This is a genomic window from Acidobacteriota bacterium (assembly GCA_040752915.1).
Lineage (GTDB): Bacteria > Acidobacteriota > UBA4820 > UBA4820 > DSQY01 > JBFLVU01.
The window spans coordinates 1-22,064 of sequence record JBFMHB010000048.1 but is presented as its reverse complement, the minus strand read 5'-3'; the positions used below and the strand labels follow the sequence as shown (position 1 = coordinate 22,064).

Annotated in this window: 18 protein-coding genes; 3 read left to right on the top strand and 15 right to left on the bottom strand. The window is 69.5% G+C overall.

The window, feature by feature from the left end:
• A partial coding sequence (locus AB1824_09675; protein MEW5765232.1) for a hypothetical protein occupies positions 1 to 654 on the top strand: 654 nt, incomplete at its 5' end.
• A gap of 116 nt (positions 655 to 770) precedes the next feature.
• On the opposite strand, the gene AB1824_09670 is transcribed toward AB1824_09675, so the two are convergent.
• Positions 771 to 1,553, bottom strand: a complete 783-nt coding sequence (locus tag AB1824_09670) for a hypothetical protein (GenBank protein MEW5765231.1) — start codon at positions 1,551 to 1,553, stop codon at positions 771 to 773.
• A 357-nt stretch (positions 1,554 to 1,910) separates the two neighbouring features.
• Between AB1824_09670 and AB1824_09665 the strand changes: the two genes are divergently transcribed.
• Complete coding sequence (locus tag AB1824_09665) at positions 1,911 to 2,573, top strand: VTT domain-containing protein (protein ID MEW5765230.1); 663 nt, start codon at positions 1,911 to 1,913, stop codon at positions 2,571 to 2,573.
• Positions 2,574 to 2,576: 3 nt separating this feature from the next.
• Here the strand turns inward: AB1824_09665 and AB1824_09660 are convergent, their stop codons facing one another.
• From AB1824_09660 to AB1824_09625, 8 genes are all read right to left on the bottom strand, one after another.
• Positions 2,577 to 4,202, bottom strand: a complete 1,626-nt coding sequence (locus AB1824_09660; GenBank protein ID MEW5765229.1) for an adenylate/guanylate cyclase domain-containing protein — start codon at positions 4,200 to 4,202, stop codon at positions 2,577 to 2,579.
• A gap of 67 nt (positions 4,203 to 4,269) precedes the next feature.
• Positions 4,270 to 5,703, bottom strand: coding sequence for a sodium/proline symporter (locus AB1824_09655; protein MEW5765228.1), 1,434 nt, complete (start codon positions 5,701 to 5,703; stop codon positions 4,270 to 4,272).
• A gap of 147 nt (positions 5,704 to 5,850) precedes the next feature.
• Positions 5,851 to 6,705: an RluA family pseudouridine synthase gene (locus AB1824_09650; GenBank protein MEW5765227.1), complete on the bottom strand. Its 855-nt coding sequence runs from the start codon at positions 6,703 to 6,705 to the stop codon at positions 5,851 to 5,853.
• Complete coding sequence (locus AB1824_09645; protein MEW5765226.1) at positions 6,680 to 7,267, bottom strand: hypothetical protein; 588 nt, start codon at positions 7,265 to 7,267, stop codon at positions 6,680 to 6,682. Before AB1824_09645 ends, AB1824_09650 begins: the two co-directional genes overlap by 26 nt.
• Positions 7,264 to 8,526, bottom strand: coding sequence for a hypothetical protein (locus AB1824_09640; protein ID MEW5765225.1), 1,263 nt, complete (start codon positions 8,524 to 8,526; stop codon positions 7,264 to 7,266). The genes AB1824_09645 and AB1824_09640 overlap by 4 nt, the downstream gene beginning before the upstream one ends.
• Entirely contained in the window at positions 8,526 to 10,916 is a 2,391-nt protein-coding gene (locus tag AB1824_09635) for a BatD family protein (protein ID MEW5765224.1), read from the bottom strand. Before AB1824_09635 ends, AB1824_09640 begins: the two co-directional genes overlap by 1 nt.
• Positions 10,917 to 11,023: 107 nt before the next feature.
• A complete protein-coding gene (smc, locus tag AB1824_09630) occupies positions 11,024 to 14,578 on the bottom strand; it encodes a chromosome segregation protein SMC (protein MEW5765223.1) in 3,555 nt (1,184 codons plus the stop codon).
• Between the two features lie 9 nt (positions 14,579 to 14,587).
• Positions 14,588 to 14,992, bottom strand: a complete 405-nt coding sequence (locus AB1824_09625; protein ID MEW5765222.1) for a thioesterase family protein — start codon at positions 14,990 to 14,992, stop codon at positions 14,588 to 14,590.
• A gap of 59 nt (positions 14,993 to 15,051) precedes the next feature.
• Here AB1824_09625 and AB1824_09620 point away from each other — a divergent pair, with 59 nt between their 5' ends.
• Complete coding sequence (locus tag AB1824_09620) at positions 15,052 to 16,233, top strand: M24 family metallopeptidase (protein ID MEW5765221.1); 1,182 nt, start codon at positions 15,052 to 15,054, stop codon at positions 16,231 to 16,233.
• Positions 16,234 to 16,310: 77 nt separating this feature from the next.
• Here the strand turns inward: AB1824_09620 and AB1824_09615 are convergent, their stop codons facing one another.
• The 6 genes from AB1824_09615 to AB1824_09590 all read right to left on the bottom strand — a co-directional run.
• A complete protein-coding gene (locus AB1824_09615) occupies positions 16,311 to 17,129 on the bottom strand; it encodes an NAD(P)-dependent oxidoreductase (GenBank protein MEW5765220.1) in 819 nt (272 codons plus the stop codon).
• 100 nt (positions 17,130 to 17,229) lie between these two features.
• Complete coding sequence (locus tag AB1824_09610; GenBank protein ID MEW5765219.1) at positions 17,230 to 18,021, bottom strand: ComF family protein; 792 nt, start codon at positions 18,019 to 18,021, stop codon at positions 17,230 to 17,232.
• Positions 18,018 to 18,293: a septum formation initiator family protein gene (locus tag AB1824_09605; GenBank protein MEW5765218.1), complete on the bottom strand. Its 276-nt coding sequence runs from the start codon at positions 18,291 to 18,293 to the stop codon at positions 18,018 to 18,020. Before AB1824_09605 ends, AB1824_09610 begins: the two co-directional genes overlap by 4 nt.
• 53 nt (positions 18,294 to 18,346) lie before the next feature.
• Positions 18,347 to 19,627 (bottom strand): phosphopyruvate hydratase, encoded by a 1,281-nt coding sequence (gene eno / locus AB1824_09600; protein ID MEW5765217.1) that lies wholly within the window; start codon positions 19,625 to 19,627, stop codon positions 18,347 to 18,349.
• 91 nt (positions 19,628 to 19,718) lie between these two features.
• The gene (locus tag AB1824_09595) at positions 19,719 to 21,521 is read right to left on the bottom strand and encodes a NapC/NirT family cytochrome c (protein ID MEW5765216.1); all 1,803 of its coding nucleotides are present in this window, start codon (positions 21,519 to 21,521) and stop codon (positions 19,719 to 19,721) included.
• A gap of 94 nt (positions 21,522 to 21,615) precedes the next feature.
• Positions 21,616 to 22,064, bottom strand: a 449-nt coding sequence (locus tag AB1824_09590; GenBank protein ID MEW5765215.1) for a hypothetical protein, incomplete at its 5' end; no start/stop codon positions are given.

Genomic DNA, 22,064 nt, shown 5'->3' with positions numbered 1-22,064 from the left:
GGCGGTGGTGGCGGCGGCGGGGGCGGTGGGCCACACATCGCCCCACTGGGCCTGGGAGGGTCCGGAGCCGGACACGGGTGGGGGCCCGGCGGGCCGCCGGCGTACGGCAAGGGCTCGGGGAACGTGGGCCAGGTGGGACGCGTCGGGGCGTCCTCCTCGGTGGACCACCTGTATGCGCGGGCGAGCCTGCAGGCCCAGGCCAGCCCTTCCCATTTCACTGGCCTCCAGGCGGAATGGCTGGGACGGCCCTCGGACGGCTTTCGCTTTTTGACCTACTCGACGGGAGCCGCCTCCGGCCGCTCCGAACTGCTCGACGATACGTTCGGGTTTTCCGGGGAGACGGCCACGGCCTACTGGAACGGTTTCTGGTCCGGCGGCTGGCGGTCCTGCCTTCGCTTCAGTTACGAGCGCCGAACGTACCGCGACCGGCCCGTCCTCGATCCCTCCACCTATCGCCCCACCGGGGAAGATCGAAGGGACCGCATCCGCTGGCTCGATCTTTCCCTGGAGAAGACGTTTTCCCCTCGTTTCGGCGGGCGTCCTTCCTCCCTCGTCCTGGAGTTTTTCGCGGGCGGATTCTCCCGCTCGACCAACGACCCCTACTACGATGGGGACGGGGTATCCGCCGGGGTCGCCGTCCGCCTGGACTGGTAGGCGCCCCTGCCGGAAGGCCGGGGAAGTCCGAGCGTGGGCGCTCCCCTTTCGATGGCCGGAGGCAAAAGAACGGCCCGGGCAATGGCCCGGGCCGAGATAGAGAGGGATTGCCGAAGTCAGTCGATCCAGAGGGGCACGCCGTCCGCATCCCTCAGGACCAGGGTGGAGCCCGTGGTCAGGTTCTCCACCGTGAAGGCCGCGTAGTGGTCGGAACACAAGGCGATGCGCGCCCGCACTGCGTCCCCGACCTGAACCGTGAAGCCGTTCTGAACCATGAACCAGTAGGGCCCGAGGCCGAAGGAATAGGGGGTACCCCCCGCATCCACCGTGAGCATGTTGCTGTGGGTCCCGAGGCCGAAGGCGTAATCCGTCACGGCCCCTTCGATGTCCACGGCCGTGGCCGGATCCAACGTGCAGGAATTGTAGATTCCGCCTCCGTTGCGGTGCCCGTTGCGCGGTCCTCCGTTTCCGCCGCCCTGGCCGCCGCCCTGGCCGCCCTGGCCGTTCATCCAGAGGGGAAGCCCCGTGGCCTCATCGCGCAGGAGGATGGAGACGCCCGTTGTGTCCACGGTCACCGAGAAGGCCGTCACGTCGGTGGCCACAGGGGTCCGCGGGCAAGAGGTCACGCGAGCCGTCACCGAATCGCCCACCGCCACCGCGAAGTTCTCCGAAACGAGGTACCAGTAGGGGCCGAGGTGAACGGTCAGGGCTCCTTCGTTTGAGTCGAGGGCGAAGCTGGGGTATTGGATCCCCGCGTCCATGGACACGGCCGTGACCGTGCCTGAGATCGTGCGGAGCGTGGAGAGCTTGTAGTCGGCCTTCTTCTTCGTCGCACCGAACGCCATCGTGGCCGTAAGCAGAATCGCCAGCGTCACCGCGAAGAGTTTCCTGGAGTTCATTTTCCACCATCCTTTCCAAGCGGAGCCGGTATCCGATTCTGGGCGCGCCCGGTTCTCGCCGTCACCCTGTTCTTTCCGGGGTGGCGGGAAAGGTCACAAGAGTGAAACAGGATAGGAGGGGGAAGGGGGAAGGGGGATTTGGGATTTGGGATTTGGGATTTGGAAACAATGCAGACAGGCGAGATCCGTGGGGCGGGCGCCCTCGCCCGCCTGTCTTCGTTCCTGTCCAGTCCCCTCATCCCGACTCTCTGAGGGGAACCCGGGGTCCCGCTTCCCGTCCTTCCGGCCTTTGACTTCGGGGCGCGTTTCCGCCATCCTGCCCTTCCGGCGGGACCTCCCGCACGGAGGAGGGTCCGGATGGAGTGGCTCGCCGCCCTGCACGATCCCGAGAAGCTCAAGGCCCTCATCGCCTGGGGAAGTTATCCGGTCCTCTTCGGGATCGTCTTCGCCGAGACCGGGCTGCTCGTGGGTTTCTTCCTCCCGGGCGACTCCCTCCTCGTGACGGCAGGGATCATGGCCGGCCAGGGCTACCTGGACCTCTGGACCCTCTTCTGGCTCCTTTCCGCCGCCGCCATCGTGGGCGACTCCACCGGCTATTCCATCGGATACCGGACGGGGCCCCTGATCTTCAAGCGGCCGAAATCCCTCCTCTTCAATCCGAACCACCTCGTCAAGGCCCAACACTTTTACGAGAAGTACGGCGGCAAGACCATCGTCCTGGCCCGCTTCGTCCCCGTCATTCGCACCTTCGCCCCCGTCGTCGCTGGAGTGGGGCGCATGGAGTACCGCCGGTTCCTCTGCTTCAACGTTTTCGGGGGAATCGGCTGGATCCTCAGCATGACGACGGCCGGTTTCTTCATGGGGCGGATCCCCGGGGTGGACCGGTACCTGCACCTCATCATCCTCACGGTGATCATCGTCTCCTGGATTCCCGGGGTGGTTGAGGTGCTGAGAGAGCGGAGAAGGAAAAGAGGGGAGGTTGATGGGTCGAAGGGAAGTTCCGAGGGAGAGGCGCCCTGAACCCTAGGACCTTCCTCCAGGGTCGTCTTCGATCTGGCCCTTGACCTCGTAGACGGCCAGCGGCTTGGAGAGGCCCTTGACCTCCATGTCCCCGACCTTCTCGAAGAGGAACTCGTCCTTGGCCAGGTGGTAGGTGGCCTCGCCGACGAGGATCTGGCCGGGCCGGGCGATGGACGTTTCGATGCGGGAGGCGGCGTTGACCGTGGCCCCGAGGACGGTGAACTCCATCCGGCGAACGCTGCCGATGTCCCCGGCCACCAGAGGCCCCGAATTGATTCCGAATCGGAAGACCAGGGGCGGCTTGTCGGCCTGCTCGCGGTTCAATTTCTCCAGCGCCCAGCGCATGTCCAGCGCGCATTGGACCGCGCGCACGGCATGGTCCTGGGTCGGGATGGGCGCGCCGAAGACGGCCATCACGCAGTCGCCGATGAACTTGTCCAGGGTCCCCTCGTGGCCGAAGATCACGTCCGTCATGCGCGAGAAGCACGCGTTGAGCATGTGCGCCACCTCCCCGGGGGGCATGTTCTCCGTCATGGAGGTGAAGCCCACCAGATCGGCGAAGAGAACCGTCCCGGTCACCTCGCGCACGTCCAGAGCGATGCCTTCGGCGGCCTCGCCGGCGCTGATGATGCGCCGGACCACCGAGGGGGAGTGGTACCGCTCCAGGCGGGCCTTGGCGCGGCGCTCTGCCTCCACCGCGGCGCGGAGCTCCGCCTGGCGGATGCCCATGGCGGCATAGCCCGAAAGTGCGGAGAGGAGGTCCAGGTCGAAGTCCCCGAAGGCCTTGGTCTTGAGAGGGGTGTCCGCGTAAATGATGCCGAGAACCTTGTCCTTGAGCTTCAGCGGCACGCACAGGGCCGAGCGGATCCCGAGGAAACGGATGCTTTCCCCGGCCTTGAACCGCGGGTCCACCTGGGCGTCGTGACAAAGGATGGCCACCCCATCCTCCCGCGACTTCCGGGCGATGCTGGAACTGATCCGGATGGGGCCCGTACCCTTCCCCGTCTGCCGAACGGCGCGGGATTCGAGGGCGCCGGTCTTCGGGTCCACCAGGAGGATCACGGCCTGCTGCGCCGGAAGATACTCGAAAACCACGTCGAGGATTTTCTCGAGGACGCCCTCCACGTCGTCGGCGGAGAGGAGCGTGCGGGAGACCTCCGAGAGGACGGAGAGGATCCGGCTCACCCGGGAGAGGCGCTGGACGTCTTGCAGCGCGGGGGCCGCCGCGGGCTTCTCCAGCTCGGCGAGGCCCAATGCGCTCTGGATCTCCTCCACGGGCCGGATGATCGTCCCCTCGGTGACGAGTCCGTCCTCCTCGGATGGAGTGATCTGGACCCGGTCCCGGATGTCCTCCTCGAACCGCAATGGAAACGACCCCAGGTGAATCGTGTCCCCGGAGGACAGAGGGCTTTCGTGGACGGCGACGTCGTTGACGCGGGTGCCGTTTCGGGAGCCGAGGTCCACGATCTTCCATCCTTCCGCGGTCCGCACGAGATCCGCGTGACGGCGGGAGACCGTGTGGTCGGGAACCACCAGGTCGCTGTCCGGCATGCGGCCGAGGGAGACCCGCTCCTTGGCGAGCAGGAGCCGCCGCGTCTCCCCGTCCACCGTGTACGTGAGCCAGAACATGCGTGCTCCTCGGTCGAAGTCTACCACGGGTCCCCGGAGCGGAACGCCGAGGAAGCGGTGGGCGGCATCAGGCGAGCTTCCCCGTGCGCCGGTCCAGGGCGCTCGCCGCAAGGGTGGCCAGACCCGCCAGGAGGAAGGCCGGGACGAGTTCGTAGACGATCCGGTCCGACAGCCCCGCGACCTTCCAAAGGACGGTGACGAGGAAACCCGTGGCGATCCCCGCCACGGCTCCCCATCGGGTCACCGACCGGGTCCACAGGGAGAGCAGAATCACCGGCCCGAAGGCCGCGCCGAGACCGGACCAGGCGAAGAGGACAAACCAGAAGACGACCCTCACCTCGCCCACGGCCACCGCCATGGCCGCCGCGCCCAGGACCACCACGGCCGCCCGGCCCGCCAAAAGAGAAGCCCGGCCCGTCGTGGCGACACCGAAGACCTTTTCGAAGAGGTCCCGGCTCACCGCCGAAGCGGCCACCAAGAGCTGGGAGGAAACGGTGGACATGATGGCCGAGAGGATGGCCGCCAGCATGACCCCCGCCAGGAGGGGGTGGAGCATCTGCCGCGACAGGAGGGGGAAAAGCTGTTCGGGGTCCTTCAACCCCGGCAGGACCACCCGGCCCGCCAGGCCCAAGAAGCCCGCCCCGTAAAAGACGAGGACTCCCCAAACCAGGGCGATGACCTGGGTCTGCCGGATCTTCTCCTCCCCCGAGGCGGCCATGTAGCGGGTCAGCACGTGGGGCTGACCGGGGTAGCCGAGCCCGATGCCGAAGAGTCCCGTAACGAGCCCGAAGAGGGCGAATCCGGTCTTTCCGCCGGTGACAAGCGTGAGGTTCGGATCCGTTTCGGAGAGAGCCGCAAGGACCGCCGAATATCCGCCCGCTTCGCGAAGGACGAGGAGCGGCATCAGAACGAGGGCGAAGACCATGATCAGGCCCTGGACGAAATCGGTCCAGGAAACAGCTCTAAATCCCCCCAGAAGCGTGTAGACGAGAATCACGACACCGCCCGCCACGACGCCCGTTCCGTAGGGAAGGCCGAGGATGGCCTCCATGGCCTTGCCCGTGGCGGTGAGCTGGGCGGCCACGTACCCGCCGAGCGACACGAAGATCACCAGGACCGAGGCGAGCCGCAGGATGTGGCCCGGATCGCCCAGCCGGTCGCACAGGAAATCGGGCAGGGTCAAGGAGCCTCTGGCGGCGGCCTCCCGTCTCAGACGAGGCGCGACCAGGTACAGGTTCACGACGTAGCCGGCAAGGCATCCCGGCGCGTACCAGAGAGCCGAAACGCCCCCCGCGTACGTCATGCCCACGGCGCCGAGGACCACCCAGCCCGACTCGGAGGAGGCGGTGGAGGAGATGGCGGTCACCCAGGAGCCGATGGACCGGCCGGCGAGAAAGAAATCCTCCGGCGAACGGGTGAGGCGGGCCGCGAGGGCCCCGATCACCAGGAGGGCGGCCATGTAGGCGGCGACGACGGAGGCGATCATCCAGTCAGGACTCACGGCGCTTCCCCCATACGAAGACCAGGAGCGCCCCGACCACGAAGGCGGCGGGCACGGCCAGCAGGAAGACGTGGGTGGCGAGCGGCGCGTTCTCCATCGGTGCTTCCTCCCTTGGGGGGCCTGCGGCCCTCGGCCCCGCGGATGACCCTACCCTTTACCGAAGGCCTCCGGGATCGGCGCCTCCACGGTCCGGACTCCTCCCGAGGGAAGCGGGAAGGTAGTCTTCCAGGCGTGGAGGAGCATGCGCGGCGCGGCCCCGGACACTGCCTCCCCGTAGCGCCGGTCCCCCAGGATGGGATGGCCCGCCGATGCGGCGTGGACCCGGATCTGGTGGGTTCGCCCGGTGACCGGTCGGACCTCCAGCAGGGTGCCTCCCACGCGCGGCCCGAGGGAGCGGTATCGCGTGAGCGCGGGAAGCCCGGAGGGATCGGGGGTGACGATGCCCTCCCGCGGCGGGGACAGGGGAAGGCTCCAGGTCCCCTCGGGCGGATCGGGCGATCCGTCCACCACCGCCAGGTAGGTCTTCTCCACGTTGCCCTCGGCGAGAGCCCTCCCCAGAAAGGCGGCGGCGCCTTCCTCCAGGGCCACGAGGAACACCCCCGAGGTGGGCGCGTCCAGGCGGTGGACGGGGCGAAGGGCCGCCAGGGGGACGCCCCTCTTTCGGGCCAGAGCGTGCAGGAGGGAGCCGGCCACCGCCTCCCTCGTGGGGACGGCGGGAACGCCGGCGGGTTTGTTGAGGGCCACGATCCCCTCTCCCTCCCACAGGATCTCCACCGGAGGGAGGCCCTCCTCCCGGCGGGACTGAAAGGCCTCCACCTCCACCGCGGCTCCCGCGCGGCACGCACGGGACGCGAGGCGGCACCTCCGCCCGTCCAGGTACACCGCCCCCCGGTCGATGAGCGCCTTGGCCTTTCTCCGGCTCAGGTGCGGGTCCAGGGCCGCCAGAACGGCATCCAGGCGCGCCCCGTCGAGGGATTCAGGGACCTTGAGGTGCCGCCGCACGGCTTTTCTCCAGATCGGATACCAGGGCCTCCACCGCCCGGCGCAGGTCCTCGAGGGTCCCGTCGTTCGAGAGGGTCCGATCCCGCAGGGCGAAGGTGGCCTCCAACTGCTGGGCCGCCGGATCGGTGGAGTTCTCCTCGGCTTCCTTGGCCAGGAACGATGCGAGGTCCGTCACGGCGTCGCCGCGGCCCGTCCGGAGGCGTGCCCGCTCGAAGCGCACCCGGGCCGGAGCCGTGACCCCGACGAGGACGAAGCCGGCCACGCGCCGCAGGGCCTGCACCTCGGCGGGATTGCGAATGGAGTCCACCACGTCCCGTCCCCCCAGTCGCGGGGCCATTCGCTCGGCCAGAGCCCCTGGGCCGCCTTCCCGGCGCAGTTCGTTTCCCGTGACGATGAGGTCGTCTCGGCCCGTCGTCCGCCCCCGCCCGATCGCTTCTTCGCGAACGATGTCCGAGAGGCTGTGGCAGGCGAAGCCCATGGAGCCCAAGACGGCGGCCACCTCTCCCTTCCCCGCGGCGTTGGGACCGGTGAGGCCGATGATGAGGCTCTCCCGCCGTGTCATTCCATCTCCTTGATGCGCTCCGCCGCCAGCTTCCTCAGAAGCTCCGAATCCGGGCTGAGGGCCGCCAGGGAATACTCGGACCTGGCCAGGGGCGCGTAGCCGCCGAAGTGGTAGGCCCTTCCCATGAAGTAATGGGCCTTGCCCTGCAGGGAGGTGGTCCCCGCGGCGTTCACGAGGAGGTCGGTGAAGCCGTTGATGGCGGCCGTGTAGGCGCCCCGGCGGACACGGGCGTAGTTGAGGTAGTACGCCGCGTCCCCGGCATAGAGGTCTAGTGGGCGCTCGCCGACGAAAGCCTCCAGTCGGGCGGCGGCCTCCGCGTCTTTCCCCCGCCTCAGCAACGCGACGGCCTCCATCAGTTCGGCGCGGTTCACCGTGACCTCTCGCACATACGCCTCGGCCCAGCGGCGGTACTCGGACTCGAAGGCCTCGGGGCTCTCGCCGCAGGTCTGGGAGAGCGCCTCCCAGAAGGGCGAACCGGACCGCAAGGCGGAGAGCCAGGACCGGAGGGCCGCCCTCCCCTTCCGCGCCTCCAGGGCCCTCATCGCCCACGCGCCGGCCACCCACGCTCCGTCGCCCGAATCGCCCAGAGGCCGGACGAGAAGGGGCGGCGCATCGCTCTCGAGCAGGGCTCGTCTCGTGTAGGCTTCGCCGAAGCCCGAAAGGTGGAGGGCCGATCCCGCCCGGAACCAGAGCGGCGTCTGTCCGTACAGGGGGATCTCCTGGTCCAGGACCGCCCAGGCCAGGGCCGCCGACATGACCTCCCTGGCTGGCCACCACTTCAGGACGATGGGTTCCATGGGAAGGTCCACGCTGGAGAAGCCGTCCTCCCGGCGGACGGCGAAGGCCTCTCGAAAGGCGCAGTCCCGGAAGGATCGTGGGACGAGGACGATACGGTTGCCGTCCGCGGGGAACAGGCCGGCCCCATCTTTCAAGTCCCTCACGGCCCCGACAAGCTCCTCCTCCAAACGTCCCGCCGCCGCCGCCACGTTGGGTTCCCGGCAGATCTCACCCTCGCAGGGGCCGACCTTCAGACCCGCGACGGAAAGCTCCCGCACCGCGGCTTCGGCGGGAACGGGGAGGGGCGGGGCGGGAGCCGGCGGCACCTCCCTCCGGCCTACGGCCCGGGACCGAACCTCCGGCACCTCCGGGGCGAGGAGCCACCGGAGGTCGCCCCCCTGGAGGGCCAGCCACAGGAGCAACGCCGCGCCGGCCCCGCCGGCGGCGGCCAGGCCGAGGAGAATCGTCCGACGCGCCCGCATCAGGGGGCCTCCACGGCGGACGAATCGGTCCACCCGCGGCCTTCGCCCCAGAGCACCAAGGAACGATCGCCCGCCCGGGCCACGCGCAGGATTTCCGATCCGGGGGGAAGAACAGCCAGGGGCTTTCCGCCGCCTTCGGGCTCGGCCCGGACTTCGGCGGGGGCCACCACGACCACGGGTTGCTGCCGTGGCAGGACCGAGTCCGAGTACGCCAGGACCGCACCGGATGCCCCCATGAGGATGAAGGCCGCCACCACTCCCTGGACGCAGGCCCGGCGGATCGGGCCCGGGGACAGAACGAGAGCCGCAACGAGGGCCCCGTTTCCAAGAAGGGCGAAGAGCAGGACCAGGGCTTCCAGAAGGCCCGGAGGGATCGCCGCCAGGGCCGCCTCCCAGGGGGACGGCTCATAGGGGGGCACCCGCGCGGGCAGGAGCCGCCGGGCCGCCTCCAGGTTGTGGCGCGCCGCCTCCAGGCCGGGATCGAACCGAAGGGCGCGCCGGTACTCGAGAATGGCCCGTCCCAGGTCGCCGGACTTGAAGGCGCAGTTTCCGAGGTTGTATCGCAGGCCGGCCCCATCGCCCTCCGCCTCCTTCAGCAGGAGGTAGAGCCGTCCGGCCTCGGAGAAGTCGCCCCGGTCGTAGGCTTGAGCCGCCTGCAGGGCCAGGAGGTCCCCCGGGCCCTGGGCGGATGACGAGGGAGGCAGGAGGAGCCCGGCGGCGAGCGCGATGGGGAACCACGCGCGGGCGGTCCCCCCGCGCCCCCGGCCGTCCCGCGGCCCTTCCGCTTCCCCCTGCACCCACGCCCGAACGGCCTCGTAGCGCTCCAGAAGGTCCATCTTCGTGGGCCGCTCCGGGGCGTACCGGGCGCGCTCAAGAAGGTCCGCGAGGGCGAGGGCCTTTTCCTTCCTCACCGCGTCGGGCTCGGCCTTTGCAAGGACCTCCTCCAGTTGGGCCCGGCTCAACCCCGTGGTGGAGCAACCCGTCTTCAGATCGAACGCGGCCATCAGGGCGCGGCTCAACTCCTCGTGAAACTCCTCCGCCCTCCTCACGTCCAGCCTCCGCCGCGCCCGGTGGAGGCTCCTCCTCAGCCTGTGCTTCAAGGCGCGCGCCCTGCGCTTCTCGGGGGCCGTGAAGAAGGCCCGGTAGGTGCCAAGTCCCGCCGCGATGAGGGCGGCGAGGGCGAAGGGGATGGGCAAGAGGCGCCAGAATACCCGGCGGGTGAGGAACACGTTCCGCACGGGACCGGGAACGGGCCGCCGGACCAGCGGCGCGAGGGAGACCTGGGTGCCGGCGGCCCCCGACGAGACACCCACCAGGACCCGACCTCCCCCCTCCGTCAGGACCGAGTAGGCCTGTTTTCCTGGGTCGAAGGCCACCAGTTTCGCCCGGGGAAGGTCCACGGCGCCCGCCGCCCGGGGCAGAAAGGCGAGCCGGTACGTGCGGCGGGTTTTCAGGATCCCCCGTTCGAAGGCGCTCGTATCCTGTACGGTGGGCGGATAAGCCTGGAGGAAGGGCGAGGCCGCCACGTCGAGGGGGGCCTCGGGAAGAAAACCCTCCCCCTCCACCTGAAGGGCCAGCGTGACCGGGCGCCCGCCCTCCACCTGCCGGGGAGGAGGCTCCACGGCGCGCAAGGTAAACCGTCCCACGGCTCCCCGAAAACCCGCCGGGGGCGCCGGGAGCGGCGTCACGTCCAGGCGGACGCCCCCCCCTCGCAGGACCGCCCGGCCGGGAGCCGAATCCAGGCGAAGTTCGGCTTCGAAATCCTCCACGACCTTCGGGCCGGGCTCCAACGGAAAGAGCGTGGCGCGCATCACGACCGCGTCCAGGTAGAGGTGCCCGTTGCGCCGGGTCTGGACCGCGCGCGCCTTGGAGGCGAGGGGGTCCTCCACCTTCTGGAAGCCGTCGAAGGCCGCCGGCCGCGTGATGTCCAGCCCGCGCACCGAACGGCGGGTCAGCAGGTGTAGGGTGTAGACCACGGGCTGCCCCACGTAGACGCGGGAGGAGGAGACGGAACCGAAAAGGAGCACGTCCTCCAGCACGGCCGGAGCCGGCCGCGAGGAAGACGGGGGCGGCTTGGCCGGAGACGGGGCCGCCCCGCCCGTTTCCACTTCCACGGCAAAGCCCGGAACCGTCACCACCGTCTCTCCAATACGGAGGTTCAAATCGGGAACCGCGAGGCGGCCGGCGTTTCGCGGGCTGAGCATGTAGTGAAAGAGCAAGGCCCTGCCCGAGGAACCCGCTTCCACCGTCTGATACGTGCCCACCACTTGAAATCCCGCGAGGGCGGGGAGGACCGGCTGGGCGAGGAGCGGACCGCCCCCCTCGACCCGGAGGGTGAAGGTCACGTTTTCACCAAGGCGGACCCTCGGCCGGCTGACCGATCCGGTCACGCGGAGACCTTCGGCGCTGGGGGATGTGCCCCCGGCAGGGAGGAGGATCAGGATCGCCGCCAGGGCGGGGAGGAGCCGACGCGTTCCGGGCGCCGCCCCCCGTCCGCTCACGGCCGGACCCCGCCCTGCCCGCCGCCGTTCTGGGGACCCAGGTAGGGCTCCACGTCCCCCAGGCGGACGGAGACGAGCCTGGACACACCGCCTTCGGCCATGGTGACGCCGTACAGGACGTCCGCCAGCTCCATGGTGCGCTTGTTGTGGCTCACGACCAGGAACTGGGTCCGCCCCCGAAACTGGGTGAGAAGCCGGCTGAAGCGCGTGATGTTGGCCTCGTCCAGGGGCGCGTCCACCTCGTCCAGGACGAAGAAGGGCTGGGGGCGGTACAAGAAGAGCCCGAAGAGGAGGGCCAGCGCCACCATGGCCTTTTCTCCGCCGGAAAGGAGCTGGAGGCTCTGGAGCTTCTTCCCCGGCGGCTGGGCGTAGATCTCCACGCCCGTATCCAGGGGATTGGTCTCGTCGAGGAGGCTCAGCCGGGCCTCCCCCCCCTCGAAGACCTGGCGGAAGAGGTGACCGAAGTGTTCCTGGACGGCGTTGAAGGCCTCCATGAAACGGTCCCGGGTGGTGCGGTTGATCTTCCGTATGGTCTCGTTGAGGGACGCCACGGCGTCTTCCAAATCCTTGCGCTGGGCGCTGAGAAAGCCGTGGCGCTGCTCCAGTTCGGCGTACTCGGAGCGGGCGGCCAGGTTCAGTTCGCCGAGTTCCTGGATTCGCCCCTCCAGGCGGGCGAGGGCCTTTGTCTCCTCGTCCCGCTCCTCTGGAGAAAGCGGAGGTTCGCCGGCAAACTCCCTGGCCAGGTCCTCGGGAGACTCCTCGAAGCTCTCCTCCAGGCGCGATTGGAGGTTTTTGAGGTCCGCCGCCACGGTGGCGTGCTCCACCTCGACGCGGGCGTGCTCCTCCCTCACCTCGGCCGCCGATTCCCGGGCCTCCCGGACCCGTTCCTCGATGCGGGACAGTTCTTCCGAAAGCCGGGCGTGATCCTCCTCCGAGCGACGCTTGCGGTCGCGGTCCCCCTCGAGGGCGAGGATGAGCGTTCTCAACTCCTGCTGACCGGAGGTTACGGCCTTCTCCAGGGCGGAAACGCGCTCCGAGAGGTCGGAGAATTCGGAAGCCAGTCGCCCGTCGGTGGCCGACAACTGGGCCTTGGCTTCCTCCGCGTGCTTCCTGGCGTTCTGAGCCGACCGGTGGCGCTGGCTCACCTCCGAGTGGCGCGCCCGGCTCTCGGCCACGGCCTCATGGGCCGCCTCCAGGGCGGCTCGGGCCCGGGCATGGCGCTCTTCCGACGCCTGGAGGGCGGCGTCCGCCTCCCGGCGGGCCCGGTCGGAGGCCTCGATCCTGGCCGCCAGGTCCTTTCGCTGAGCCTCGAAGGACTCCCTCTCCTCACGGGCCTGCAGGACCTCGCCTTCGAGGAGGTCCCGGGAGGCGGCGAGCCGGCGGCGCTCTCCGTCCAGATTCATCGCATCGCGCTCCAGGAGGGCCTGGGCCTCGGCGGCCCTCTTCTCGGCGAGGCGGGCCGCCTCGAGGGCGATCCGGCCTTCCTCCGCGGCCCGCACCGCCGCGGCCTCCTGCTCCTCGGCCCGGACCACGGCCCGGGAGGCCTCCTTCGCGGCCCGGGCCGCCTGACGAAGCCGGTGTTCGTGCTCCAGGAGCGAGGAGGCGCCCGTGCCACCGGAACCGCCTCGCACCCACCCGTCGGGGTGGACGAGAACGCCGTCCAGGCTCACGGCGGGAAACCCGGTGGCGGATGCGGTCTGGCGGGCGGCCTCGGCGGTCCGGGTCAGGAGGGCGCGGGGGATGAGGCGGCGGACCTCCTCCGGGAGACCCTCCTGCTCGTGGAGGTAACCGAGCGTGCCCTTGGGCGCCTTGGGCGGGTGGGGACCACCCGCTCCGGGGAGGAAAAAGACGGCCTGGCCGGCCCGCTCCGTTCCCAAGGCGCCGATGAGATCCGGGAGCGACTCCCAGGGCGCGTCCACGTAACCCGCCAGGAGATCCCCCAGAACCGCGGCCAGGGCAGGGAGAAGGCCTTCGGGCGCCGGGGCCAGCAAGCGGGCCAGTCCCCTCTCTCCCGCGCCAGGGAGCCGAGCCGAGACCAAGGAATGGGCGGAAGAGCGCAGGGCCGCCGCGTGCTCCTCCAGGACCCGGACTTCGCTCTCGGCCACGGCCAGATCCTTGCGCGCGGCGGCCAGGGCTTCCTGGGCGAGTCGCACCTGGGATTCCAACCCCACGGCCTCCTTGGAGCGGACCTCCGCCTCTTCCCTGCATCGGGAGAGGGCGGCCTCGGCCTCCTCCTTCCGCGCCGCGAGATCCGTCCACGACGCCTCGGCGGCGGCCTCCCGTTCGCGGAGGCTCTCCTCCTCCCTCTGAAGGCGGCGCTCGCGCTCGGCGGCCTTCCGGAGGTCCTCCTCCAAACGGGAGGAGACGGCGCTCAGGCGGGAGTGCTCCTGGGCCTGCGCGAAGGTCTTCTGGCGGAGCGTTTCCCGTTCGCGCTCCAGCGTCTCCACGGCGCGCCGGCATTCCTCCAGCGCCTCCTGGGCCTTCGCCACGGCGGCCAGGGCGGAGGCCTCCTCCGCGGCGAGCCGATCCACCTCCGCCGACAGGCGCTCCAGCTCCTTGGCGCCGGCCGAAACCCTCCGGGCCAGGTCCTCCCGGTCCGCGGAGATCTGCCGCTGGCGGTTCCTCGCCGCGAGGATCTGGTCGGTGCGCCGGGCGATCTCCTGCTCGGCCCGTTCGCGGCTCAGGTCCCGCTCGTGGAGCGCCCCCACGATGGCCTGGAGGGACACCTCGTGCTCGTGCAGGGAAAGACGGGCGGCCTCCAGCTCGGCCTCCAGGGCCGACGCCGCGGCCTCCCTCCGCTCCCGTTCGGACTGTAGGAGGTTCCCGTCCCTCTGGAGGGCGGCGCGCCGGCCCGAGAGCTGGCCGTACAGCCGGCCCCACAGCCTCCGCTGGCGGGCTCTCCGCTCGTCGGAGAGGCGGACGAAGCGGTCCGCCTTGGCGGCCTGCCGCTTGAGGGAGGCCATCTGGCCCTCCACCTCGAGGAGGATGTCGTTCAGGCGCAGAAGGTTGGCCTGGGTGGCATCAAGCTTCTGGAGGGCGCTCCGGCGGTTTTCCTTGTAGTGGGCGATGCCCGCCACTTCCTCGAAGATCATCCTCCGCTCTTCGGGGCTCGCCACGAGGAGGGCCTCCACCCGGCCCTGCTCCACGAGAAAGGAGCCCTGGGTCGAGACCGCGTGGCGCTGGAGGAACTCGTGGACGTCCTTCAGGCGGACCGACCGCCCGTCCATCAGGTAGGCGCTCTCGCCCGTGCGGACCAGCCGGCGCCCCACCTGGAGGCGTCCTCCGTCCCCATCGGTGAAGGTCATGAGGACTTCGGCCATCCCCGACGGGGGCCGCTTGTGGCTCCCGTTGAAGATCACATCCTGCATCTTGTGGCCGCGGAGGCTCTTCGGACTCTGCTCGCCGAGGGCCCACAGGATGGCGTCGGTCACGTTGCTCTTACCGGAGCCGTTGGGGCCCACCACCACCAGGAGGTCCTCCGGGATCGGCACCCGCGTCCGGTCCGCGAAGGATTTGAACCCGGCGAGTTCGATCTCCTTGAGCCGGAGCATGGCGTGGCCTCAGGCCTTCCGGAAGGCGGCGAGCCGGGCCTTGAAGGCCTCGGAGAGGGGGGCCTTGGCCTTCGCCGCGTAGTCGTAGCACACCTGGACCGACCGGCCCTCGGCGGCCAGCTCCCCTTCGGCCTCGAGCCGGTACTCGAAGGTGAAGGAGGTGCGGCCCACCTCGCCCACGCGAAGCCCCACGCGAACCCTGTCCTCGTATCTCACGGGGCGGCGGAAGTCCATCTCCAGGCGGGCGAGGATGAAGGTGAAATCGGTGGCCTCCGTGACGCCGAAGACCTCCCGGAACAGGGCCTCCCGGGCCATCTCGAAATAGGTGCCGTAGACCACGTTGTTCACGTGCCCCATGGCGTCGATGTCCCGGAAGCGGACCTGGATCTCCGTCTCGAAGGGGTATCCGTCCAAGGGAGCCTTCCTCTCGTGAAATCCTTGCCTCATAATCCCTTCAGGAGGTTCATCCTACCATGAACGAGACCCGACTCAGAAGCATCCAGGAGGCGCTCGCGGCGGAGGGCCTGGACGCGTGGTTCTTCTCCGACTTCAAGGGCACCGATCCCATCGCCCTCAGTCTCCTGGGCCTTCCCGAGAAAGCCATGCGCACGCGGCGCTGGTTCTACCTGATCCCCGCCCACGGGGACCCCCTGAAGCTCTGCCACGCCATCGAGCCGGCCAGCCTCGATCATCTCCCCGGACGCAGGGTGACCTACGGCCGCTGGCAGGAGTGGCAGGAGGCTCTCGCCAAGGCCCTCTCCGGGATGAAGCGGGTGGCCGCCCAGTACGCCGAGGACGGCCTCATCCCCGCCGTGGGCAGGCTGGACGCCGGCCTGGCCGATTTCCTTCGGAGCCGTGGCGTGGTTCTGGTCTCCTCCGGGGACCTGGTGGCTCGTTTCGAAGTAACCCTCTCTCCCGAACAGGAGGCGGGCCACCGAAGGGCCGTCCGCATCCTCGAGGAAACGGTGGACATGGCCTTCGCGCGGGTCCGGGCCTCCCTCCAGGCCGGGACGCCTCTGAACGAATACGCCCTCCAGCAGGAGATGGCGGCCTTCTTCGAGGGGCGCGGGCTGACGACCATGGCCCACCCCATCGTGGCGGTGAACGCCCACGCCGCCGACCCCCACTTCGAACCCGCCCCCGATGGATCGGCCGTCATCGGCCCCGACAGCGTGCTCCTTCTGGACCTCTGGGCCAAGGAAACGGGCCCGGGCTCCGTGTACGGGGATCTGACCTGGTGCGCCTGGACGGGGGCCCGGGTCCCCGAGGAGCAGGCCCGCGTCTGGGAGGCCGTGACGGCCGCGCGCGACGCCGGTGTGGCCAAGGCCAAGGAGGCCGCCGTCCGGCCCGTGGCCGGGTGGGAGGTGGACCGGGCCGCCCGCGACGTCATCGAGAAGGCCGGATACGGCGCCGCCTTCTTCCACCGGACAGGACACTCCATCTACGTGGAGGACCACGGGAACGGCGCGAACATGGACGACTTCGAGACCCGGGACACGCGGCGACTCCTCCCCCACACCGTCTTCTCCGTGGAGCCGGGCATCTACTTCCCGGGCCGCTACGGCTTCCGCTCCGAGGTCAACTGCCTCGTGGGCGAAGGATCCGTCGAGGTCACCGGCAAGAGCCAGGGGGCCCTGCCCGCCCTCCTCGGGTGAGGGCGGCGGCTTCTGAATTCGGTGGCGGTTCGGGGGGGCGCCGCCCAAGAAGGCGGTGGCTCCTCGTTCTCCGAAACCTACACGAAGAAGTCTGGATAAAGCTCCACCCCCGGGTTGACGGCGTACGGCTCGAAGTCGGTGACGCCCTCGGCCCGGAGCAGGTCCTCGTCGATGAAGAAATTCCCCGTGCAGGTCCGGCTCTCCTTCACGAGGATGACATGGGCCGCGTCGGCCATGATGGACGGTTTCCTGCCGTGGGCGATGACTTCGTCTCCCCCCAGGAGGTTCTGCACCGCGGCCGTGGCGATGACGGTCCTCGGCCAGAGGCAGTTGACGGCCACGCCCTCGTCCTTCCATTCCTCCGACAGGCCCAGGGAGACCAGGGACATCCCGTACTTGGCCAGGGTGTACGCCACGTGTCGGCCGAACCAGTCGGGGGCCACGCCCAGCGGCGGCGAGATCGTGAGGATGTGGGGGTTGGCGGACTTCAGCAGGTGCGGCAGGGCGTACTTGGAGCACACCCACGTGCCCCGGGCGTTCACCGCGTGCATGAGGTCCCACTTCTTCACGGGCAGGTGGGGAGTGGAGCGGATGTCGATGGCGCTGGCGTTGTTGACGAGGATGTCCAGTCCGCCGAAGACTTCCACGGCCTTCTCCACGGCGGCCTTCACCTGGTGCTCGTCCCGGATGTCGCAGAGGATGGGCAGGGCCCTGCCGCCCGCCTCCTCGATCTCCCGCGCCGCCGTGTAGATGGTCCCCGGAAGCTTGGGGTGAGGCTCGGCGGTCTTCGCGGCGATGGCCACATTGGCCCCGTCCTTCGCGGCTCGGAGGCCGATGGCCAGGCCGATGCCCCGGCTCGCCCCCGTGATGAACAGCGTCTTGCCCTTCAAGTCCATCGCGTTCCTCCGCGGGGCATTGTAGCAGGAGGCCCTTCCCTCCGACACGTCCGAAACGGCCGCCCCCGCGCGACGGGGTCCGGGGCCTGTCCGGCGCGGCTCACGCCTCCCTTGCGCCGTCGCCTGGGGAGTCCGGACCGTCTCCGGCCTGAAAGTCGAAATCCCTCGCGACGACGCTGGCGAAGGTGGCCGCGTACACCACCGCCCCCCCGCGCACGAGGACCCGAGCGGCCTCGGCGAGGGTCGCTCCGGTGGTCCGAACGTCGTCCACCAGGAGGACGCGCAGACCTTTCAGTCCGGCTTCCCTCGCCGCGAAAGCGGCCCGGACGTTTTCCCGCCGCGCCGCGGCGCTCAGCCCCTTCTGGGGCCGAGGCCGCTTCCGGCATGTCAGGAGGGGCCGGGCCGGCAAGCCCAGCCGCCTCGCGGCGGCCCGCGCCACCAGCCCCGCCGGCTCGAATCCACGGCTGAGCCTCCGGGAGAGGGGGCTCGGCACCCACACCACGCAGTCGTAGGGAGCCCCGGGCCACCGGCGCAGGACGACGCGCGCCACCGCCGTGCCGATCAGCGCCGCCAGGGGATAGCGCCGCTTGTCCTTGTACAGGAGAACCAGCGCCCGGGCGGGGCCCTTGTACAGGTAAGCCGACACGTGGGCCTGGTACGGAGGCGGATCCACGAGGCAGGCGCCGCAGGGGTGGGGCTCCTGTCCCTCCACCGGAGGGAGCGGAAGTCCGCACACGGGGCAGAGGGGGGGGAGGGGCTTTCGGCGGGCCCTCCAGCACCTCCGACAAAGGCCCGGGGCGGGGCCGCCTTCCGAGTCTTCCCCGCACAGGACGCACGGTCCTGCGGGAATCACGTAGGCAAAGACCCGTGCGAGGACGGCGCGGGCCCTCACGGCGCCTTGGACCCCGGACCGGGAGGCGCAACGGGCGCCGCCTCGCCGGGCGGGAGGTAGAGGATCACTTCTCCGGGCTTCTTGAAGAAGTACCGCTCGCGGGCCGGGCGCTCGTAGAGTTGAGGATTCTCCCTCAGGGCCTTGATTTCCGCCTTGAGGCGCAGGTTCTCCTCGCGGAGGCCCTGGACCTCCGACTCGAGCTTCTGGATCTGGCGCCTCAGGGCCAGGAGCTCCAGGATGCCGCCCTTGCCCCAGACCAGAAGCGCCAGCATGGGCAGCCAGACGAGCAGGAGCAGGCTCCAGGCGATCTGCGCCCGGCGGGGGTTCAGGTTCTCAGGCGTTCCAGCACCTCCGGACCGGCGTAGCGGGCGGCGTTCCCGAGGTCCTCCTCGATGCGGAGAAGTTGGTTGTACTTGGCGAGGCGGTCCATGCGGCAGGGGGCGCCCGTCTTGATGAAATCGGCGTTCACGGCCACGGCCAGATCGGCGATGAAGGCGTCCTCCGTCTCGCCCGAGCGGTGGCTCACGACCACGCCGTATCCGGCGCGCTTGGTGAGTTCCACCGCCTCCAGGGTCTCGGAGACGGTTCCGATCTGGTTCGGCTTGATGAGCACGGCGTTGGCGATCCCGTCCTTCACCGCCTTGCGGATCAGCGCCGGGTTCGTGACCACGTAATCGTCGGCCACGAGCTGAACCCGCGACCCGATCCTCTCGGTAAGAGCCTTCCAACCCCGCGCGTCGTGCTCGCCCACGCCGTCTTCTATGGAGAGGATGGGGTAGCGGCCGAGCCACTTTTCATAGACGGCCACGAGCTGCGCCGACGTCTGCGGTCCCCCGATGCGGTATTTCTTGGACTTCGGGTCCCAGGCGTTGCTCGCCGCCACGTCCAGGGCGAGGAAAACCTCTCGGCCGGGCTTGTACCCCGCCCGCTCCACCGCCTCCACCAGGAGTTTCAAGGCGTCTTCGTCGGCGGGGAGGTCGGGCGCGAAGCCCCCTTCGTCGCCGACGCCCGTCCCCAGCTTGCGCTCCTTGAGGAGGGCCTTCAGGTGGTGGTACACCTCCGCCCCGGCCCTCAGGGCTTCGTGGAAGGACGGAAAGCCCGCGGGGACGATCATGAACTCCTGGATGTCCACGGAGTTGTCGGCGTGGGCCCCGCCATTGATGACGTTCAGCATGGGGACCGGCAGGCGGTGGGCGTGAACGCCGCCCAGGTAGCGGTAGAGCGGCAGTTGAAGGAGGGCGGCCCCCGCCCGCGCCACGGCCTCCGAAACGGCGAGGGTGGCGTTGGCTCCCAGCTTGCCCTTGTTGGGGGTGCCGTCGGCGAGAAGCATCTCCAGGTCGATCCCCCGCTGGTCGAGGGGATCCGCCCCTTCGAGCCGGCTCGCCAGGGTGTTGTTCACGTGGGACACGGCCTTGCGGACGCCCTTGCCCAGGTAAACGCGCCGATCCCCGTCCCGGAGTTCCACCGCCTCGGCCTCGCCCGTGGAGGCTCCCGAAGGGACGGAAGCCCGCCCGACGGTCCCGTCCTCGAGGACGACCTCCGCCTCCACCGTGGGGTTGCCGCGCGAATCCAGGATCTCCCGGGCCAGAATCTCGTCGATGAACATGGTCTTCCCTCCGCGCCCATCCTAACAGGAGCGCCCCGCACGAGGAAGCCCGTCCACGGCGCCACCGAGGCCCGCCGCGAAGCCGCTGCGATCAGCCTCGGAATCCGTGGCACCCGGCGCAGGGCCCGTCCTTCTCGTAGTGGGCCCGTTTGTCTTCGTGGCAGGACTCGCACCCCTCCCGGCCGCTCACTTTCCAGGTGTGCGGCTTGTGGCACTCGGCACAGGAGAGATCCGGGTGGGCGCCCCCCGTGTGGAGCCCCTTGAGCGCCTCGTGGCAGGAACGGCAGTCCGCCAGGGGGAGAACCTCCTGGGGACGGACGTGGCAGGTGTCGCACCCCATGGACATCATGGGAGCGCCGGCGTCCATCTTGTGGCATTCGGCGCAGTCCGTGGGGGCCCGGAAGCCTGCGGCGTGGCAGCGATTGCAGAGAATCTGCGCGTGCTTTCCCCGGAGCTCCCATGGGTGCCAGCCGGCATCGCTCACGGGCATGAGCGTTCCGAGGGGCGTGCGCGGCCCCCTCTGCGGCAGAGTGTGGCACAGCGTGCAGTCCATGGAGATGGCCTTGCCGCTCCGGGCCACGTGGCGGCCGTCGTGGCAGCGGAAGCACCCCGGCCAGTTGCGGTGGCCGATGTTGTCCGCGTAGGTGGTCCAGTTCACCTTCATGGCGGGAAAGACGCTCCGGTCGTAGATGGCTTCCACGGCTTCCTGCGCCGCCCGGATCTTTTCCCGGTCCACGCCGGGATAGTTCGTCTCGTAAAAGGCGGCGATCTCTTTTCGCAGGCCCGCATGGGCGGCCTCCCGATCGGGGTACTCCCGAACGAGGGCGTCCACAGCCACTTTCTTGATCCACGGGAGGTCTGGGCTCATGAGGCCCGAGGCGAGGGCCTGGTCCACAGCCGTTTCGGGGGCGGGATAAATGTGGGTGGGCCGGTTGTGGCAGTCGATGCAGTCCACCGTGTGGCGGGGCTTCAAGGCCAGGGCCTCGGCCGGCTCCTCGGCGTCCAGGCTGACGTAGGTCTCCTCCGAGCCGTCGTGGCGCCGGACGTGGACCCAGGGGATCACCTGCTGGCGCGGGTCGTCGGTGGCGAAGGACACGGTGTTGGCGAGGATCATGTGCCAGTGGATTCCCGCCTGGGCCCCCAGCTTGGGATCGCCGCCCCCGGTCTTGAGCAGGAGGCTCACCTGCTCGGGGGTGTTCTTCTCGTCGTAACGGAAATGGGGGTTCTGGACGAGCTGTGCGCCGTAGAACTTTTGGGGCCAGTGGCATTCCTCGCAGGTTTCGCGGGCGGGGCGGAGGTTCTGGATGGGCACGGGAATCGGCCGCTCGTAGGTTTTCAGGGCCGCGGCGAAGACCTGGCGCACGCCCGACAGTTTGGACTTGACGTACCACGACGCGCCGGACCCCACGTGGCATTCGACGCACCGCACCCTGGCGTGGGGCGAGTGCTGATAGGCCGTGTATTCGGGCTCCATGATGGTGTGGCAGATCCTCCCGCAGAAGGTCACCGACTCGCTGAAGAGGAAGGCGTTGTAAGAGATGAACCCGAGCAGGATGGCCCCTAGGGTCCCTCCGACCATGGACACGGCAAAGCGCCGGCGGTGGACGGGATCGTTGAGGTCCAGCTTTGGATAAGGGGGCTCGTCCAGCGAGTCCGACCGACGCCGCCGCAGGCTCTCCCTCCTCATGCCGAAGAGGAAGAGGAGCGCTCCGGCGCCGAAGATGGACGGAAAGACCATGTAGGTGAAGATGCCCAGGTAGGGGCTGGGGTGCCCCAGGCTGAACTCGAGAATCAGCGCGAAGACGATGAGGACCAACGACGCCGCCACCACCAGGCCGCCGAAGTAGCTCACCGTGTTGTGGTACAGGGCCCTGGTCCTCCGCGGCTCCGCCATGGGCGCTCCTCTTTCTGGTCCCCCCGATCGCCTCCACAGTGTAGGGTGGGATGCGCGCCCTGGCAACCGGGAATGGGGGAGCGGCCTCTCTGGATTATCGAGTGGAGTCGAAGGTCTGTCCGTCGTCCACGGGGATGTCCTTCGGGTCGTGGGGGACGCCGACGGTGACGGCGCCTTCGCAGGTGCCGCCCTTGCTGTCCGAGGCCGTGAAGGCGATCCGGTACACCCTTCCGTTGGCGGTGCCCGAGCGCTCGGCCCTCAGGCGCGGCGTTCTCGTTCCCACGCCGAAGCCGTCGGGCGAGGTGTCGCCGTCGCCCAGGCCGTTCGTGGGCTCGTCCTGCGTGATGGCCGTCACCGTGACCGTCACAGGGTCGCCGTCGGGGTCGGTGATCCCTTGAAGGGAAATGTCGTTGAGTTTGTGGTTCGGCGGCCAGAGGCGGTTCGGCGAGGCCGACGCGCGGCTGCAGTCGGGCGGCCGGTTTTCGGGCATCACCCCCACGACGAGGCTCAAACGCGACGAGGCGCAGTTGTTGCCCTCGTTCG